19 protein-coding genes and 1 other RNA gene are annotated in these 16,422 nt (G+C 61.8%); 7 read left to right on the forward strand and 13 right to left on the reverse strand.

Going from position 1 to position 16,422, the window contains the following annotated elements:
• Nucleotides 1-26: 26 nt before the first annotated feature.
• From EX00_RS03065 to EX00_RS03095, 7 genes are all read right to left on the reverse strand, one after another.
• Entirely contained in the window at nucleotides 27-716 is a 690-nt protein-coding gene (locus EX00_RS03065) for an RNA-binding protein (RefSeq protein ID WP_047454025.1), read from the reverse strand.
• The gene (gene nusA / locus EX00_RS03070; RefSeq protein ID WP_047454026.1) at nucleotides 713-2,317 is read right to left on the reverse strand and encodes a transcription termination factor NusA; all 1,605 of its coding nucleotides are present in this window, start codon (nucleotides 2,315-2,317) and stop codon (nucleotides 713-715) included. Before nusA ends, EX00_RS03065 begins: the two co-directional genes overlap by 4 nt.
• A 59-nt stretch (nucleotides 2,318-2,376) precedes the next feature.
• On the reverse strand, nucleotides 2,377-2,982 hold the full coding sequence (gene rimP / locus EX00_RS03075) for a ribosome maturation factor RimP (protein ID WP_047454028.1): 606 nt from the start codon (nucleotides 2,980-2,982) through the stop codon (nucleotides 2,377-2,379).
• A gap of 160 nt (nucleotides 2,983-3,142) precedes the next feature.
• Nucleotides 3,143-4,585, reverse strand: coding sequence for a lytic murein transglycosylase (locus tag EX00_RS03080; RefSeq protein ID WP_404944005.1), 1,443 nt, complete (start codon nucleotides 4,583-4,585; stop codon nucleotides 3,143-3,145).
• Between the two features lie 22 nt (nucleotides 4,586-4,607).
• Nucleotides 4,608-5,213 (reverse strand): recombination mediator RecR, encoded by a 606-nt coding sequence (gene recR / locus EX00_RS03085; RefSeq protein WP_047454030.1) that lies wholly within the window; start codon nucleotides 5,211-5,213, stop codon nucleotides 4,608-4,610.
• An 86-nt stretch (nucleotides 5,214-5,299) separates the two neighbouring features.
• Nucleotides 5,300-5,911, reverse strand: coding sequence for a LysE family translocator (locus EX00_RS03090; RefSeq protein ID WP_047454032.1), 612 nt, complete (start codon nucleotides 5,909-5,911; stop codon nucleotides 5,300-5,302).
• An 80-nt stretch (nucleotides 5,912-5,991) separates the two neighbouring features.
• Entirely contained in the window at nucleotides 5,992-6,528 is a 537-nt protein-coding gene (locus EX00_RS03095; protein ID WP_047454035.1) for an RBBP9/YdeN family alpha/beta hydrolase, read from the reverse strand.
• A gap of 112 nt (nucleotides 6,529-6,640) precedes the next feature.
• Between EX00_RS03095 and EX00_RS03100 the strand changes: the two genes are divergently transcribed.
• Nucleotides 6,641-7,114 (forward strand): Lrp/AsnC family transcriptional regulator, encoded by a 474-nt coding sequence (locus tag EX00_RS03100; protein ID WP_047454037.1) that lies wholly within the window; start codon nucleotides 6,641-6,643, stop codon nucleotides 7,112-7,114.
• 21 nt (nucleotides 7,115-7,135) lie between these two features.
• Here EX00_RS03100 and EX00_RS03105 read toward each other — a convergent pair whose 3' ends face one another.
• The 3 genes from EX00_RS03105 to ffs form a co-directional block, all read right to left on the reverse strand.
• Complete coding sequence (locus tag EX00_RS03105; RefSeq protein ID WP_007690284.1) at nucleotides 7,136-7,459, reverse strand: YbaB/EbfC family nucleoid-associated protein; 324 nt, start codon at nucleotides 7,457-7,459, stop codon at nucleotides 7,136-7,138.
• Nucleotides 7,460-7,565: 106 nt separating this feature from the next.
• Entirely contained in the window at nucleotides 7,566-9,446 is a 1,881-nt protein-coding gene (locus tag EX00_RS03110) for a DNA polymerase III subunit gamma/tau (protein WP_047454043.1), read from the reverse strand.
• 47 nt (nucleotides 9,447-9,493) lie between these two features.
• An RNA gene (ffs, locus tag EX00_RS30925) (signal recognition particle sRNA small type) lies at nucleotides 9,494-9,590 on the reverse strand.
• 93 nt (nucleotides 9,591-9,683) lie between these two features.
• Between ffs and EX00_RS03115 the strand changes: the two genes are divergently transcribed.
• From EX00_RS03115 to EX00_RS03135, 5 genes are all read left to right on the forward strand, one after another.
• The gene (locus EX00_RS03115; protein ID WP_047454045.1) at nucleotides 9,684-10,094 is read left to right on the forward strand and encodes an HIT family protein; all 411 of its coding nucleotides are present in this window, start codon (nucleotides 9,684-9,686) and stop codon (nucleotides 10,092-10,094) included.
• Nucleotides 10,091-11,050, forward strand: a complete 960-nt coding sequence (gene nudC / locus EX00_RS03120; RefSeq protein ID WP_047454047.1) for an NAD(+) diphosphatase — start codon at nucleotides 10,091-10,093, stop codon at nucleotides 11,048-11,050. Before EX00_RS03115 ends, nudC begins: the two co-directional genes overlap by 4 nt.
• Before the next feature lie 13 nt (nucleotides 11,051-11,063).
• On the forward strand, nucleotides 11,064-11,750 hold the full coding sequence (locus tag EX00_RS03125) for a helix-turn-helix transcriptional regulator (RefSeq protein ID WP_047454049.1): 687 nt from the start codon (nucleotides 11,064-11,066) through the stop codon (nucleotides 11,748-11,750).
• 84 nt (nucleotides 11,751-11,834) lie between these two features.
• Nucleotides 11,835-12,065 (forward strand): hypothetical protein, encoded by a 231-nt coding sequence (locus EX00_RS03130; RefSeq protein ID WP_047454051.1) that lies wholly within the window; start codon nucleotides 11,835-11,837, stop codon nucleotides 12,063-12,065.
• Nucleotides 12,066-12,187: 122 nt separating this feature from the next.
• Nucleotides 12,188-12,556, forward strand: a complete 369-nt coding sequence (locus tag EX00_RS03135) for a VOC family protein (RefSeq protein ID WP_047454053.1) — start codon at nucleotides 12,188-12,190, stop codon at nucleotides 12,554-12,556.
• A 192-nt stretch (nucleotides 12,557-12,748) separates the two neighbouring features.
• Here the strand turns inward: EX00_RS03135 and EX00_RS03140 are convergent, their stop codons facing one another.
• Complete coding sequence (locus tag EX00_RS03140; protein ID WP_047454054.1) at nucleotides 12,749-13,603, reverse strand: prephenate dehydratase; 855 nt, start codon at nucleotides 13,601-13,603, stop codon at nucleotides 12,749-12,751.
• 27 nt (nucleotides 13,604-13,630) lie between these two features.
• Nucleotides 13,631-14,386, reverse strand: a complete 756-nt coding sequence (locus EX00_RS03145) for a 3-deoxy-manno-octulosonate cytidylyltransferase (RefSeq protein WP_047454056.1) — start codon at nucleotides 14,384-14,386, stop codon at nucleotides 13,631-13,633.
• 151 nt (nucleotides 14,387-14,537) lie between these two features.
• Here EX00_RS03145 and EX00_RS03150 point away from each other — a divergent pair, with 151 nt between their 5' ends.
• On the forward strand, nucleotides 14,538-15,125 hold the full coding sequence (locus tag EX00_RS03150) for a c-type cytochrome (protein ID WP_047454058.1): 588 nt from the start codon (nucleotides 14,538-14,540) through the stop codon (nucleotides 15,123-15,125).
• Between the two features lie 133 nt (nucleotides 15,126-15,258).
• Here EX00_RS03150 and EX00_RS03155 read toward each other — a convergent pair whose 3' ends face one another.
• Nucleotides 15,259-16,419 (reverse strand): patatin-like phospholipase family protein, encoded by a 1,161-nt coding sequence (locus EX00_RS03155; RefSeq protein WP_047454060.1) that lies wholly within the window; start codon nucleotides 16,417-16,419, stop codon nucleotides 15,259-15,261.
• Nucleotides 16,420-16,422 lie beyond the last annotated feature (3 nt).

Genomic DNA, 16,422 nt, shown 5'->3' on the forward strand with positions numbered 1-16,422 from the left:
GCGTCCGGTATCGACCGGTGACCGCGTCATTGTTTTCGCCGGCCAGCGCCGCCCGTTGCCCGGGACTGACCGCCATTGCGGTACCGTTCGAGCAGGTTTGCGCGCTTCACTACACCCTGACCCGCCCGCCCTGCAAGCGCTGCGGCATGGATAAAAGCGTTCTGGCCCATCAGTTCTTCCATTTCCGCTTCCGTGAAGACACGGAATGACGGTATTTCCTTTTCGGTCTCCATCCCGAGATGCCAGGCCTTTCGGGCCTGGTCGATCTTGCGAACGCCGTCGGCTGCGGCATCGATCGCGTGGAACACGGCAAGTGCCGATCCGTTGCGAACGGAGCCATCGACCTTCGACGAGCCATTGACGAACTGGCTCGCTTTGCGCGCCATGTGCATCATCCCGGCAAGCTGCACCACAAGAAGGCGGTCGACGGTGGCGCCGAGATCGCTCGGTGCCGTCACCTCCGCCTTCAGGGCGCGGGCAAACAGTTTCTTCGCCACTGCCTTGTCCACAAGTGCCCGGTCGAGCTTGACCCAGCAGCCGCGTCCCGGCAGCTGCCGCTTCAGATCGGGAACTATGGTCCCGTCCGGAGCGGCGACGAAGCGGATCAGCTCATCCGGCGATCCGCTTTCGCGTGTTACGATGCACATGCGTCCGTTCACGTCGTCCCCGAGATCGTCGTTCTCAGGTAGCGTATTCGGCCCTTCGGTGCTCGTCATGCTTCTTGCTCGGTCTCATCCTCCGCGACCTCTTCGGTCTCGGTGGCGAGATCGGCTTCGGTGATCCAGCCGGCCGACAGGCGAGCCTGTACGATCATCTGCTCGGCTTCGACGCGCGAGACTTCGAGCTTGGAGAACAGGCCTTCGAACTTCTTCGTTTCGCCGTTCTTGCGCTCGCTCCAGCCAACGAGGTCGTCGGCGGCGCAGCCGGCGAAGTCCTCAATCGTCTTGATGCCGTCCTCACCGAGGGCGACCATCATCTGCGCGGTCATGCCGTTGATCTCACGCAGTTCGTCGGCAACGCCGAGCGCCTTGCGCTTCTCGTCCATTTCAGCTTCCAGGCGCTCCAGATATTCGCGGGCGCGGGTCTGGATTTCCTGGGCTGTGTCTTCGTCGAAACCATCGATGGAAGCGATTTCGTCGAGTTCGACGTAAGCCAGTTCCTCGACGGCGGCAAAGCCTTCCGAGGCCAGAACCTGGCCGACCATTTCGTCAACGTCGAGCGCGTCCATGAACAGGTTGGTGCGCTCGTTGAATTCCTTCTGACGGCGCTCGGACTCTTCCGCTTCCGTCATGATGTCGATGTCCCAGCCGGTCAGCTGCGAAGCGAGGCGGACGTTCTGGCCGCGGCGGCCGATGGCCAGCGACAGCTGTTCGTCCGGAACCACGACTTCGATGCGCTCGGCATCTTCATCGAGAACGACCTTGGACACCTCAGCCGGCTGCAACGCGTTGACGACGAAGTTCGCCGGCTCGTTGGACCACGGAATGATGTCGATCTTTTCACCCTGCAACTCGGCGACGACGGCCTGAACGCGCGAACCGCGCATACCGACGCAGGCGCCGACCGGATCGATCGACGAGTCGTTCGAAATGACGGCGATCTTGGCGCGCGAGCCCGGATCGCGGGCAACCGACTTCACCTGGATGATGCCGTCGTAGATTTCAGGCACTTCCATGGTGAAGAGCTTGACCATGAACTGCGGATGCGTGCGCGACAGGAAGATCTGCGGGCCGCGCTGTTCGCGGCGCACGTCGTAAACGTAAGCGCGAACGCGGTCGCCGTAGCGGAAGTTCTCGCGCGGGATCATTTCGTCGCGGCGGATAATGCCTTCGCCACGGCCGAGATCGACGATGACGTTGCCGTATTCGACGCGCTTGACGGTGCCGTTGACGATTTCGCCAACGCGATCCTTGAATTCGTCGAACTGGCGGTCACGCTCGGCTTCGCGCACTTTCTGCACGATGACCTGCTTGGCCGACTGGGCGGCGATACGGCCGAAATCCATCGGCGGCAGCGGATCGGCGATGAAGTCGCCAAGGGCTGCATCCGGGTTGCGGTCGCGGGCCAGTTCCAGCGGGATCTGCGTAGAATAGTCCTCGGCCTTTTCGACAACTTCGAGCAGGCGTTGCAGACGGATTTCGCCGGTCTTCGGATTGATGTCGGCGCGGATGTTCGATTCCGTGCCGTAACGCGAGCGCGCGGCCTTCTGGATCGCGTCCGCCATCGCGGCAAGCACGATCTCGCGGTCGATGACCTTTTCGCGCGCCACTGCATCTGCGATCTGCAGAAGTTCTAGCCGGTTCGCACTGACTGCCATGTTTAGTCTCCGTCTTCCTGCCCTGGGGTTCCCGTCCCGTTAGGCGGTTCGTTGATCGGTTATTCTTCTTCGTCCGCTTCGTTCTGGTTCGCAGCCTCGGCCTTGGCCTGCTTGTCGGCGCGCAACGCATCGCGGATAAGATCGTCCGTCAGGATCAGCTTGGCCTCGGCCAGTGTGCTGAACGGAATGGTGACCTTCGGTTCTTCGCCATAAGCGACCTGATCGCGTTCGATCGTGAAACCATCGTCATTGACGTCGGTGATCTTGCCGCGGAACCGCTTGCGGTTATCCACCAGGATCGAGGTCTCGCACTTGACGATGTGGCCGTTCCAGCGGACGAAATCCGACTTGCGGACCATCGGGCGGTCGATACCAGGCGAAGAGACTTCCAGATGATACGCCTTATCGACCGGATCTTCCACATCCAGCACCGGCGAAATCGCCGTTGAGACCGCTTCGCAGCCCTGGACGTTCATGGTGCCGTCGTTGCGCTCGGCCATAACCTGCAATGTCAGGCCGTTCTGGTTCATGAGGCGAACGCGCACCAGGCGATAGTCCATGCCGACAAGCACGGGCTCGATGATGGCGGCGATGCGCTGGTCAAGGCCGGTTTCGACGATCAGCCGCGGTTCATTGATATTGTCTGCGTTTGTCACTTCCGACAAGCGTTCACTCCTGCAGGGTGCTGCAATTGGGAGATCGAGGTAATAAAAAAGAGCGGGTCCTTGCGGCCCACTCCTCATCACACGATCAAGAATTTGAAGCGGATATAATCCCGTTCCCGCCAAATTGCAAGATGTTCGCGCAGGTAGCTTGCTCTCTCGCCTATTTCAGCACGCCAAGCATCGAGCTGTCGGGATAGCAGGTCGGCTTCATACCACTCTTTTCCTGCCACTGGCCGATCGACCGCCGCGTCTTGTAGCCCGGCAAGCCGTCGGTGCCGCCGACGTCGTAGCCCTTGCGTTCCAAAGTCTTCTGCATGCCGGCGACATCGGAGCGCAGCATCTTGCCGACATCGCCCCAGGGGCCCTGGAAAGCGCCGGAGCCATAGGCGATGCGGTCGGCGAGATTGCCGATATAGAGGCCGTAGAGGTCGGAATTATTATATTCCTTGATGGTGTAGAAATTCGGCGTGACGATGAATTCCGGCCCGTCGCGGCCGGCCGGCACCAGCATCATGCCGCCGGCGCGCAGTTCGTCGGAGGGAAATGCCTTGCCGGCGATCCTGGCGATCCCGAGCGACGTCCATTGCGAAATCGGCTTGGCGAGATCAGGCCCTTCCTGCGCGCAGGAAACATTGGCCGGGATCGTCACTTCATAACCCCAGCCGCGGCCGCGCTGCCAGCCTTTCTGCACCAGATAGTTGGCGATGGAGGCAAGCGTATCCGGCACGGAGGTCCAGATGTTGCGGTGGCCGTCACCGTCGAAATCGACCGCATATTTCAGATAGCTGGTCGGCATGAACTGCGGCTGGCCGAGTGCGCCGGCCCAGGACCCCAGGAGCTGATCGGGCGCAACGTCGCCATGCTCGAGGATGCGCAGACCGGCAATCAGCTCGGTGCGGAACATGTCTTTGCGGGTCGACATGAAGGCCTTGGTCGCGAGCACCTGCACCGCCGAGTTCGGCAGTTTTGCTGCGCCAAAGCCGGTCTCGCGGCCCCAGATGGCAAGCAGGATCGGACCGGGCACGCCATAGACCTTCTCGATCCTTTTCAGCGCCGGGCCATATTGCGAGGCGAAGCTGCGCCCGGTCACCGCCAGCCTCTGCAACCGTCCCTCGTTGAAGTAGGGCGCGGGGGAGGAAAACTCCGCCTGGGTCTGTTTCTGCTCCTTGGGCTTCGGAAAGCCGGGTGGGGCGAGGTCGGGCAGGCTCCAGTTCAGCGCCACGCCGGCAAAGGCGGCCCGGAAGGTCTTGTCGGAAATGCCGTCTTTTTTTGCTTCGGGCCAGAGATCCCTTTGGATCCAAGTCTGGAACTGCGCCTCGACATCGGCCTTGGAGGCGGCGAAGGCGGGGAGGGGAAGGAGAGCGAGAAGGAGGATAAGTAGGTGTAGAATATGCCGAGAGATACCCCCCTCTGTCACTGACGTGACATCTCCCCCACAAGGGGGGAGATTGTGGGCGGCATGCTTCATGCCATATCGACGGCCCGAAGTTGCTGTGAATTCAGTGGTTGATTGTTTGGCGAGGACAGCACCACAGGTTACCGATCTCCCCCCTTGTGGGGGAGATGTCACGAAGTGACAGAGGGGGGTACGCACTCTCCTCATACGCAATCCTTTATTGTAGCAATCAAATCGCCGTCCGCGCCCGCAAGGCTGCCGTCAGCGTGCCCTCGTCGAGATAGTCGAGCTCGCCGCCGACCGGAACACCGTGCGCCAATCGGGTGATCTTCACCTCCAGGCCGGCGAGCTGGTCGGTTATATAGTGTGCTGTGGTTTGTCCTTCGACGGTGGCGTTGACGGCGATGATGATTTCGCGGATGCCACCCTCGCCGACGCGCTGGATCAGGCCGCGAATGTTGAGATCGTCGGGGCCAACGCCGTCGAGTGGTGACAGAACGCCGCCGAGAACATGATAGGCGGCATTCATCGCTGCGGCGCGTTCCAGCGCCCAGAGATCGGCGACATCCTCAACGACGATGATGATCGCCTGATCGCGGCGGTCGTCGGTGCAGACGGTGCAGGGGTCGACGGTATCGACATTGCCGCAGCGTGAGCAAATCTTCACCTTGTCATAGGCCTCGCCCATGGCATGGGAGAGGGGGCCGAGCAGCTGATCCTTCTTCTTGATCAGGTGCAATGCGGCGCGGCGCGCCGAGCGCGGGCCAAGGCCCGGCACCTTCGCCAGCAGCTGGATGAGTTTCTCGATTTCGGGGCCGGTGACTCGCTTTGCCATGGGAGGCTTTTAGCTCATATGTTTAAGGAACGGAATCGCGGAGGGGACGTTCGCCCCATGAAAATTCCGGCCGTCGACACGAGAGCTTATCGCATGGCGATGGCGACGGCAGCGCCCGCCATGGTGCCGGCACTGGCGCGGTTGGCCATCCGCACGGCGCGGCGGCTCTTGAGGAAGCCCCTGGCCTTGGCGGCGAGCATGGCCCAGGACAGATCGATGACGATCAAGACAACGAACATCGTCGCTACCAGCTCGGCCCAGCCGGCAAGCGAGACCGCATGGAGGTCGATGATCGAGGGCAGCAACGCCACATAGAACACCATGATCTTCGGATTGCCCATCGTCACCGTCAGGCCAGCGAAGAAAAGCCTTGCCGGCGACTGCGCCTCCGGAAGCTTTTCTTCCGAGGCATCCGCCGCCGCAAACCACATTTTCCAGGCGAGATAGAGAAGATAGGCAACGCCCAGCCATTTGATCGCGACGAAGGCCCAGTGGAAGGTTTCGGCGATGGTGGCAAGACCCGCGACCGCGCAGGTCAGCCAGATAGCTTCACCGATCCACATGGCGGCGAGAAAGGGCAGCACGTCGCGAGCGCCCCTGGTCAGCACGCGCGCGACCAGCGCGGCGATATTGGGGCCAGGCGATCCGGCCGCGATGAACAGCGCACCGGCGAAAACAAGCAATGTCGTGAGGCTCATCACGTTCTTCCGATCAAGACGAAAAGGATGCCGAGACATAGCATCCCGCCGCCTGTTTTCCAAACGGATCGCGTGGCCCGTCAGCCGATTCGGGCGCGGAAGCGCTCGAACAGCGCCCGACCCTCCGGCCAATCACCAAGTCCCGAGCCGACATTGATGTGGCCGAGCGGGCCGACATCGACAAGCTCGCTGCCCCAGACGGAGGCGCTTTCCTTGGCATAGTCGAACGGGCCATAGGGATCGTCGGTGCTGGCGACGAGCACGGAAGGAAACGGCAGCCGTCGGCGCGGCGGATTGGCGAAGCTGGGAGCTTCACCCAGATAGATCTCTCCCGTCGGGTCCGGCACCGCGACGAGAAACGCGCCGAGGATTTGCGTTTTCGCGGAAACCGCCCAATGCGCGATGAACTGGCAGGCAAGGCTGTGGCCGACAAGGATCGGCGGCGTCTTCGCCCTTCCGATTTCCCGATCGAGCGCGGCGATCCAGTCCGAAAGCTCCGGCCTGTCCCAGCTCGCCGGTTGAAACCGGCGCATTCGCGGGTCCTGCCGTTCCCACAAGGTTTGCCAATGGTCTTCTCCGGACCCGCCAAGGCCGGGCAGGATGATGATATCGCTCATATCTTTCCTCTCGCAGTTTGTTGACGTGGGAAATTTGACATGGCGCTTCGGTCGTTGACATTGCAAACCATCGGAGAAAAATTGGTCATACCGATGAATTGAAGGTTCAAACATGGAAAGCTTCGAGAGAGACCTGGATCCGACCGATCTATCGATGATCGAGATCCTGCAAGCGGATGGGCGGATTTCCGTATCGGAACTCGGCCGTCGCGTCGGGCTGTCGCAGCCGGCCGCGTCCGAACGCCTGAAGCGGCTGGAGGAGCGCGGCATCATCGCCGGCTACCGCGCCATCGTCGATCCCGCCGCCGTCGGTCTCGGCATGATGGCCGTCATCCGGCTCAGGACGACGCATGAGTATATCCGCCCCTATTTGAAGCAGTTTTCGGAAATGCCGGAGATCATCGAGGTCCTGCGGCTGACAGGCGAAGATTGTTTCCTGCTCAAGGTGCTGGTGCCGTCGCCTGCCGACCTTGAAACCATCGTCGACACCATCGCCCGGCATGGCGCCGTGACGACATCGCTGGTGCTGCGGAACGAGCCGGCGAAACCGATCGGCCGCGAACTCATCCGCAAGACGGCGCGCTAAACCGCTTCGGAAGAGTGCTTATCAGAAAGGCATCTTGAAGCCGGGCGGGATCGGCAGGCCGGCGGTGAGTTCGCGGGTCTTTTCGGCGGTGATCGCCTCGGCCTTGTCCTGGGCGTCCTTGTTGGCGGCGACGATCAGGTCCTCGAGGATTTCGACGTCGTCTTCCTTGAAGAGCGACGGATCGATCTTGATGCCCAGCATCAGACCCTTGCCGTTGACGGTGACGGTGACGAGGCCGCCGCCTGCCTTGCCTTCGACGCGGATGTCGGCGATCTCAGCCTGCATCTTCTCCATCTTGGCCTGCATTTCTTTCACTTTACCCATCATGCCCATGATGTCGCGCATCGTCGCTCGTCCTTCTGCCGCGTCTTTCATTATGATTTAGTACAATATGTTTCGAAAGCCACCCAGCAGATTTTGCCGCGCGGCTGTTCGATTCCGCACCGTACCTTTAGAATTCGATGTCATCGCCCGGCAGGATATCGCCTTCGTCGGATTCGGCGGCTGCCGGAGCGGCGACCTGTTCCTCTTCCTCGATATCGGGCGCACGCACGCGCACGTCGATGATCTTGGCGCCCGGAAATTGCGACAGGATCGCCGCGACATCGGGGTCTTGCCGGGCATCGGCGACCCGCTGCCGCTGCGCGTTCGCCTCGGCTTCCACTACCGTCGGCTCGCCTTCATCGCGGCTGAGGCTGACGATCCAGTGGATGCCGGTCCATTCCTTCAGCTTAACGGCAAGCTCGTTCAAGAGCGTGCCCGGCGCGCCCGGCGTCAGGCTGACGTCGAGCCGGCCGGGTTCCAGCCGCACCGGACGCACGAAGCTGCGCACCATGGCTTTCAGTTTCGGATCGCGCTTCTGGCCGGCAAGTTCGGCGATGTCGGTCATCGAATTGATGGCAACCAGCGGCTTCGGCGCTTCAACCGGCTTCTGTTCGATGCGGCCGATGGGAGCAGAGTCCGGCTGGGTATTCGGAACCGCGCGCAGCATGGCGACCGGTGCCTGTGGCGTCGGCCGTGGCGCGGCTGTCTCGACCGCGCGGGCCATCACGTTGCCCTGATAGGAAACCTGCGTTCCGCCGCCATTGCCGTTGGGCGAAGCGGGCGAGGGGCGTGCGCCGCCATTGCCATTACCGTCGGAGAATTCGGCAAGCCGCCGCGCGGCATCTTCCGGGGCCGGCAGATGGGCGGCATGCGCCAGTCGGATCAGCACCATTTCGGCGGCACCTGCGGTGCGCGCAGCACTTTCCGTCTCCGGTATGCCCTTCAGGAGCATCTGCCAGATGCGCGACAGGGTGGTGACCGCCACGCCCTGCGCGAATTCCGCCGCCTTGTTGCGCTCGACTTCGCTCAACGACGGATCGTTGGCAGCGTCGGGCACATATTTCAGGCGGGTGACGAGGTGGGTGAAATCCGCAAGGTCGGTCAATACGACGACGGGGTTGGCTCCGGCCTCGTACTGGCTGTTGAACTCCGCCAAGGCGGCCGCGACATCGCCCTGGATGATGTGATGGAAGAGATCGACGATGCGGGCGCGGTCAGCAAGACCCAGCATCGAGCGAACGGCATCGGCCACGACCACGCCGCTGCCATGCGCAATCGCCTGGTCGAGCAGCGACAGGCCGTCACGAGCCGATCCCTCGGCGGCGCGGGCGATCATGGCGAGCGCTTCCGTCTCCGCCTCGATGCCTTCCTTGGCCGAAATGGTGGTGAACAGTCCCACAAGATCCGAGGCGCTGATGCGGCGCAGATCGAAGCGCTGGCAGCGCGACAGCACGGTGATCGGCACCTTGCGGATTTCGGTGGTGGCGAAGATGAACTTCACATGCTCCGGCGGCTCTTCCAGCGTCTTCAACAATCCGTTGAAGGCGGCCGTCGACAGCATGTGCACTTCGTCGATGATATAGACCTTGTAGCGCGCCGAAACCGGACGGTAGCGCACCTGCTCGATGATCTCGCGGATATCGTCGATGCCGGTATGCGAGGCGGCGTCCATCTCGATGACGTCGACATGCCGGCCTTCCATGATCGCCTGGCAATGTTCGCCGGGCTCGCGCAGGTCGATGGTCGGGCGGTCGATCTCGGGGGTTCGATAGTTGAGCGCGCGCGCCAGAATGCGGGCCGTCGTCGTCTTGCCGACACCGCGCACGCCGGTCAGCATATAGGCCTGGGCAATACGGCCGGTTTCGAACGCGTTGGTCAGCGTGCGAACCATCGGCTCCTGGCCGACCATCAGGTCTGTGAAATCCTTGGGACGGTATTTGCGGGCCAGCACCCGGTAACCGGTGCCGGTCGAAGCGGCATCTTTTGCTTGTCGCTCGGTGTCGCTCATGGCCCTGCTTATTGCCCGCAGAAAGCCGGGCCTTGCTTTCAAAAAGGGTGGGAGGCTGGCACGATGACCCGTGCCGGGCTCGTTGGGGCTGCTTCCTTCCGGACCTGACCCGGTTGGCGAGTGGCTCGTCCACCACCAACCTCCCGGAGGCACATATCGGCAATATCCTCATCAAAAGCAAGCCAAGGTCAAAAAAAACTGCTAAACATTTGATAAAACACTCTGGAGGACCGCCCATTGAAGGAATTCACGCTCGACGAACGTCTGGCGAATGACAGCGTTTCCGTTGTGATCATCGGACTTTGCGACGTGCGCCTGTCGAAGGACAGCCGCTGGCCGTGGCTGGTGCTAGTGCCCCGCCGGCCCGGCATATCGGAAATATTCGAGTTGACGCCGCTGGACCAGGTTCTCCTGACCTTCGAGACCAACAAGGTCGCGAGCGCCCTGAAAACCGTGACCGGAGCGACAAAAATCAACGTCGGGGCTCTTGGAAATATCGTCCGACAGCTTCATGTTCATGTAATTGCACGGTTCGAAGGGGACGCGAACTGGCCCGGTCCGATCTGGGGCCACGGCAAGGCGGAACCCTATACGGACGAAGACATGAACAGCTTCATAGCCAAGTTGCGGGACACGCTTTCACAATGAACCATTCAATCTTCTCTTCGGACGCGCCTCACCCGGAAGCTAGCAGCCTCACGGCCTTTGCGGAAAACCAGCTCAACCGGGACGCCGAGCATCGTGACGAGGAAACGATCCAGAGCGCGCTGTCCAGGGAAGGCACGCATATTCTTGCTTTCGCCAGGGACAGGCTTGTTCTGAAGCATGACGGTCAGGTGCTCGATCCGCTGTTTGCGCGCTACGAGCTGCAGGAACTCGATCCGGATTGGGAGGCGGCCGTGCTGCTCGGTTATCGCAAGACCGGCGAGCCGCGGCTGGCCGTGCCGGTGCGCATCAATGCCGATGACCTCGCCAGCCATTACAAGCCCGCCGACATGCGCTCGCTCTGGCGCGATTTCCTGCTCGAGGGCGAAATCCTCGGTGAGGCGGCGCAGGGCATGAGCCTGCTGCGGTGGAACAGCGACAATCGCTTTTGCGGCCGTTGCGGTTCGGTGATGGAAAGTCGCATTGGCGGCTACAAGCGGGTCTGCACCGCCTGCGAGCACATGATCTTCCCGCGCACCGATCCCGTTGTCATCATGCTGACGGTCGACGAGGAGAAAAATCTCTGCCTGCTCGGCCGCAGCCATCATTTCGCGCCGGGCATGTATTCCTGTCTCGCCGGTTTCGTCGAGCCGGGCGAAACCATCGAGAATGCCGTGCGCCGCGAGACGCATGAAGAATCGGGGATCCAGGTCGGCCGCGTGCGCTACCACGCCTCGCAGCCCTGGCCGATGCCGCATTCCCTGATGATCGGCTGTTATGCCGAGGCGAAGTCGACGGAGATCCATATCGACGCCACCGAGCTCGATGATTGCCGCTGGTTCACGCCGGAAGAGACGCTCGAAATGCTCGATCACGTCTCGGCTTCCGGCAACACTTCCCCGCCCAAGGGCGCCATCGCCCATCGCCTGATGCGCGACTGGGTGGAATGGAAACGATAGGTCTTCGTTCGCCATGGCGCGCTCGGAACGCTTGCTGACCCTGCTGCAGACACTGAGGCGCTATCGTCGTCCGGTCAGCGGCGCGGTTCTGGCGAGTGAAACCGGCGTCAGCCTGCGCACGCTTTACCGCGATATCGCCAGCCTCCAGTCGCAGGGCGCGATGATCGAGGGCGAGCCGGGCATCGGCTATGTTCTGAAACCTGGCTTCATGCTGCCACCGATGATGTTTTCCCAGGATGAGATCGAGGCCTTGGTGCTCGGCTCCCGCTGGGTGGCGCGCGCCGCCGATGCGCGTCTGGCGGCAGCCGGCGCGGATGCGCTTGCCAAGATCGCCGCCGTGCTGCCCGACGACATGCGCGAGACCGTCGAGCAGGCGACGCTTGTCGTCGCCACCCGCCGCGCGCTGGAGGACAAGGCCGATCTCTCCCTCATGCGCAAGGCGATCCGCTCCGAACGCATCGTGCAGCTGACCTATGGCGATGTGAACGGCGCCATTTCGACCCGACGCATCTGGCCCTTTGCACTCGGTTATTTCGACGAGGTCCGCATGGTCATGGGCTGGTGTGAGCTGCGCCAGGATTTTCGTCATTTCCGCGCCGATCGCATTGTCGACTTCGCGGTGCTGGAGACCCGCTACCCGCGACGCCGTATCGTCCTGGCGAAGGAATGGCACAAACAGCAGGGCCTTGCCCATGATTGATCCCTGAGCATCAGACTACTGCCAGAAACTGTCAGCATGAACGGTTATTGTCGGCATCATTCCACACAGGAAGGAGGACCGATCATGGCAAGCATTGCTCACATCATTAGAGAGGACGCGCATCGTTCTGCAGGTGACGCCAATGATGCGTCTTTGGCGCAGGCCTGGCTGCATCGTCTCGCCCAGGCTGCGCTTCATCGTTTCACGCGGCGACATCCACACCTGGATCTTGATGGAATGTCCGATTTCATGAAGCGCGATCTCGGCCTAGTCGACGAATGGATGCCGTATCGCGACGACAGTCGCCTGCGATAGGCGCGTCCTGAAAGCAACCCAGTCAACCCTTCGGCAAACGTCTTCCTCCGGCAGGTCCGTCATGACCTGTCGGCCGGAACCGATATTGCCGTCATATCCCCAACGCCAAGAGGAATATTCCAATGACCAGCCCGAACCTCATCATCTTCTACGTCAAGGACCCGGCCGAGAGCATACCCTTTTATCGCGACCTGCTCGGCCGCGAACCGGCCTTCGCCGCGCCGAATTTCGTGGCCTTCCCGCTCGACAACGGTTTCACGCTCGGCCTCTGGCGCCGCAGCAGCGTCGAACCGCAGCCGTCGGCCATCGGCAGCCGCGGCGAGCTCGCCTTCATGGTCGAGGGCGAAGGAGCGGTGGCGGAACATTACAAGGACTGGAAGGCGCGCGGCTTGCCGGTCGCCCAGGAACTGACGACGCTGGATTTCGGCCCGACCTTCGTCGTGCTGGATCCGGACGGTCATCGTCTCCGGGTCTGTGAGCCGGATAAGTAAGTTGCAGGTTATGAGGCTTTGCCCCTCACCCTAGCCCTCTCCCCGTTTTTGACGGGGAGAGGGGACGACCTCTGTATCCGTCTAGGCAGTTGGCTGGATGGAAGGTCGTAGGTGCGTCTATCTCCTTCTCCCCGCGAGCGGGGAGAAGGTGGCCGACAGGCCGGATGAGGGGCTTCCCAGCAACTATGAAGCCTAAAGCTGCCCCCGCATCGGGTGGCCCTTGTAGACACCCAGAATCCTGACCTTCTCAGAGAAGAACCGCAATTCCTCCAGCGCGCGTTGCACATTCGCATCGGTCGGATGACCCTCGATGTCGGCGTAGAACTGCGTCGCTACAAAACGGCCGCCGAGTTGGTAGCTCTCGAGCTTCGTCATGTTGATACCGTTGGTGGCGAAGCCGCCGAGCGCCTTGTAGAGCGCTGCCGGAATGTTGCGGACGTTGAAGACAAAGGTGGTGACGATCTTTTCTTCCGGTGAGCTCCGCTCCGCCCATTTCTCCTCGCGCGACAATATGACGAAGCGCGTCACGTTGTCCTCGGTATCCTCGACATTCTCGGCGATGATATCCAGCTTGTAGAGGTTGGCGGCGAGCCGTGGTGCAAGGGCTGCCATCGTACGGTCGCCGGTTTCCTGCACCAGCTTGGCGGCACCCGCCGTATCGCCAGCGACGACTGGTTTCCAGCCATTGGCGCGCACGATCTTGCGGCACTGGCCGAGCGCGTGGATATGGCTGTGTACGGTGCGGATCTCTTCCTTCTTCACACCCGGCAGCACCATCAGCTGGAAGCGGATCGGCATGAAATATTCGCCGACGATATGCAGCTGCGATTCGGGTAGCATGTGGTGGATATCCGCGACGCGGCCGGCGATCGTGTTTTCGATCGGGATCATGCCGAGATCGGCCTCGCCATTGTCGACGGCGGCGAAGGCGTCCTCGAAGGTCTGGCAGGGCAGCGGCTCCATCGTCGGGAACATGTCGCGGCAGGCCATATCGGAATTGGCGCCGTAGTCGCCCTGGAAGGAGATCTTGTTGGTCTTGGTGGTCATGGGACTGCCTTTAGGGGAGAGATTCCGTCAGCGAGAGGCGCCGGAAAGGATGCGTCGGGCCTTTTCGAGGTCGGCGGGAGTATCGACACCGAGCGGGATCGTGTCAACGATCTCGACATCGATGCGCATGCCGGCTTCCAGCGCCCGCAATTGCTCCAGCGATTCGCGCAGTTCGAGCGGCGACGGGCCGAGGCTGACGAATTTCTCCAGTGCTGCGCGACGATAGGTGTAGAGGCCGATGTGATGATAGAGCGGCCCCTTGCCGTAAGGAGCGGTGGTGCGCGTAAAATAGAGCGCGCGCAGGCGGCTTTCCGACAGCGCTGAGCCGACGACCTTGACGACGCTCGGCAGGGTTTTTTCTTCCTCATCCTTGATCTCGACGGTCAGCGTTCCGATGTCGACGGCCGGATTGTCGAGTGGGCGCAATGCCGCGTGAATGGTCTGGGGATCGATGGTTGGCAGGTCGCCTTGAACGTTGACGATGATCTCGACGCGTCCATCGGGATCGACGGCCCGCAATGCCTCATGAATACGATCGGAGCCGGACTGATGGTCCTGGCGCGTCATCACCACCTCGAAACCGGCATTGGCGACGGCGGCATAGGTATCGTCATGATCGACGGCGACGACGATGCGACCGATCGCCGCCTCGCGCGCTCGCTTGGCAACCTGTACGATCATGGGCAGGCCGCAAATATCGGCGAGCGGTTTGCCCGGCAGGCGTGTGGAGGCCATCCGGGCAGGAATGAGCACCAGCGTCTTGTCTAAGTTGGAATCTGTCATCGTTGGGCCTTCTATTCCCGCCGTAAAAGTGTCAAAACGTCTCATGGTGGAGACCGTTTACAGAGTTGCAAGAAACAGCCAAAAGACATAGGTTTCGCGCGAATTCAAGATGGGCCGGCAGTCACTGCCGGAGGCGAGGGGAGCATAGCAGATGAATTCATCCTACGTGAACATGGGTGTCGGGGCACTTCTAGCAACACTTTTCGTGCTGAAGTCCGTGTCGCTTGCGTCAGGATATATTTTCCATTCCGAGGTGCCGGAAAAGCCCGGCTTTGAAATTGTTGCCGCCGAGGAGCCGGCCGGCGATGCCGGCGGCAAGGCCGCCGCCGTGCAGGAAACGCCGATCGCGCAGTTGCTGCAGACGGCCGATGCCAAGGTCGGCGAAACGATCTTCAAGAAGTGTCAGGCCTGTCATTCCGGGGAGAAGGGCGGGCCAAACAAGGTTGGTCCCGATCTCTGGGGCATTATCGACCGTCCGGTCGCCGAACATGAGGGCTTTGCCTATTCCGCCGCCATCAAGACGTTTTCCAAGGACGGCGCGGAGAAGTGGACCTACGATCATCTTTATCACTTCGTAGCCGCACCGAAAAAGTTCATTCCCGGAACGGCGATGGGCTTTGCCGGCCTGCCGAAGGAAAAGGACCGCGCCGACCTGATCGCTTATCTGCGCACACTGGCCGATACGCCGGTGCCGTTGCCGGATCCGAACGCAGCGCCGGCACCTGCCGCGACGAACTAGAGCAATTCCAGGAAAAGTGCGCAGCGGTTTTCCGTCCGGAATTGCGTAGGAACAACAAGACAGCCCGTATCGAACGAATCATTTCCAAAAGCCCGGTCGTTTCGGCCGGGCTTTTGGCCGTTTCGGTGACTCTTCAGGCCGAATGCCGACGCGACCGCGTTCTCTGGTCGAGGTCATAGACCTTGAGCCCGTCCTCGGCGCTCGGCGGCACGCGCCAGTCCTCCGCCAGCAGCGCCTTGCGCGCGTCGCGCAGGCCCGCCTCCCAATGCTCGTGCATCGACAGCGCCGAAAACTCGTAGTCCTTCGAATGCGAGCGGAACTGCTTGTTGCGGTAGATCAGATGGATGATGGTGACGCCGTAGTCCGAGCATTGCGCCTTCAGCTTCTGGATCGCCGGGTCGGCCTTGGCTTCGTCCGGCAGGCGCGCGTAAAGCTCCGAAATGGTGCGACGCAGGCGGTGGCGCTCGAGAAACAGGTCGGTGTTGAGCCGGGTGCGGCTCGAATAGGTGATGTCCTTGCGCCGCTCCTCGACTTCTTCGAGATCCTGCGGCTGCGGGCCGATGGCGCTGAAGAGGTCGACCTGGAAGACCACGGTATCGATGTCGGCGCCGTTTCGCAGCACGTAGGTCAGCGGCGTGTTCGAGACCAGGCCGCCGTCCCAGTAATAGTCGTTGCCGATCTTGATGGCCGGAAAGCCAGGCGGCAACGCACCGCTCGCCATGACGTGCTCGGGTTTGATCTGGACTTCCCGGTTGTCGAAGAAGGCGAAATTGCCAGTGCGGACGTTAACGGCGCCGAGGCTGAGCCGCACCGGACCGTGGTTGATGCGGTCAAAATCGACATGGTCGAGCAGCGTCTGGCGCAACTGCTCAGTGTCGTAGATGCTGGTCGCGCCCGCCGAACCGCGCGCCTGGAACCAGGACGGGATCTGCCAGGGTGAAAAAAAGCCGGGCACGCCGAAGGTCGAAACCCACCAGCTGCTGACCGTCCGGTAGAATGGATTGGTCTCGCGCCGCTTCTCCATCAGGAGATCGACCGGCATCTGGACGCTGACCCTGTTCCAGAAGGAGCGCAGCTTCTCCAGCCGCTCGCCCGGCACATTGCCCGCCATGATCGCGGCATTGATGGCGCCGATCGAGATGCCGGCGATCCAGTCCGGCTCGATATTCTGTTCCCTCAGCGCCTCGAAAGCGCCGGCCTGATAGGAGCCGAGCGCCCCGCCGCCCTGCAGCACGAAGACCTTCTGCGCATAGGCCGAAGCCGGATTGGTGATAAGTGGCGCTGCAATATTCATGGT

This window comes from Martinezella rhizogenes, from assembly GCF_000799715.1.
In the GTDB taxonomy this organism is placed as follows: Bacteria; Pseudomonadota; Alphaproteobacteria; order Rhizobiales; family Rhizobiaceae; genus Rhizobium; species Rhizobium rhizogenes_C.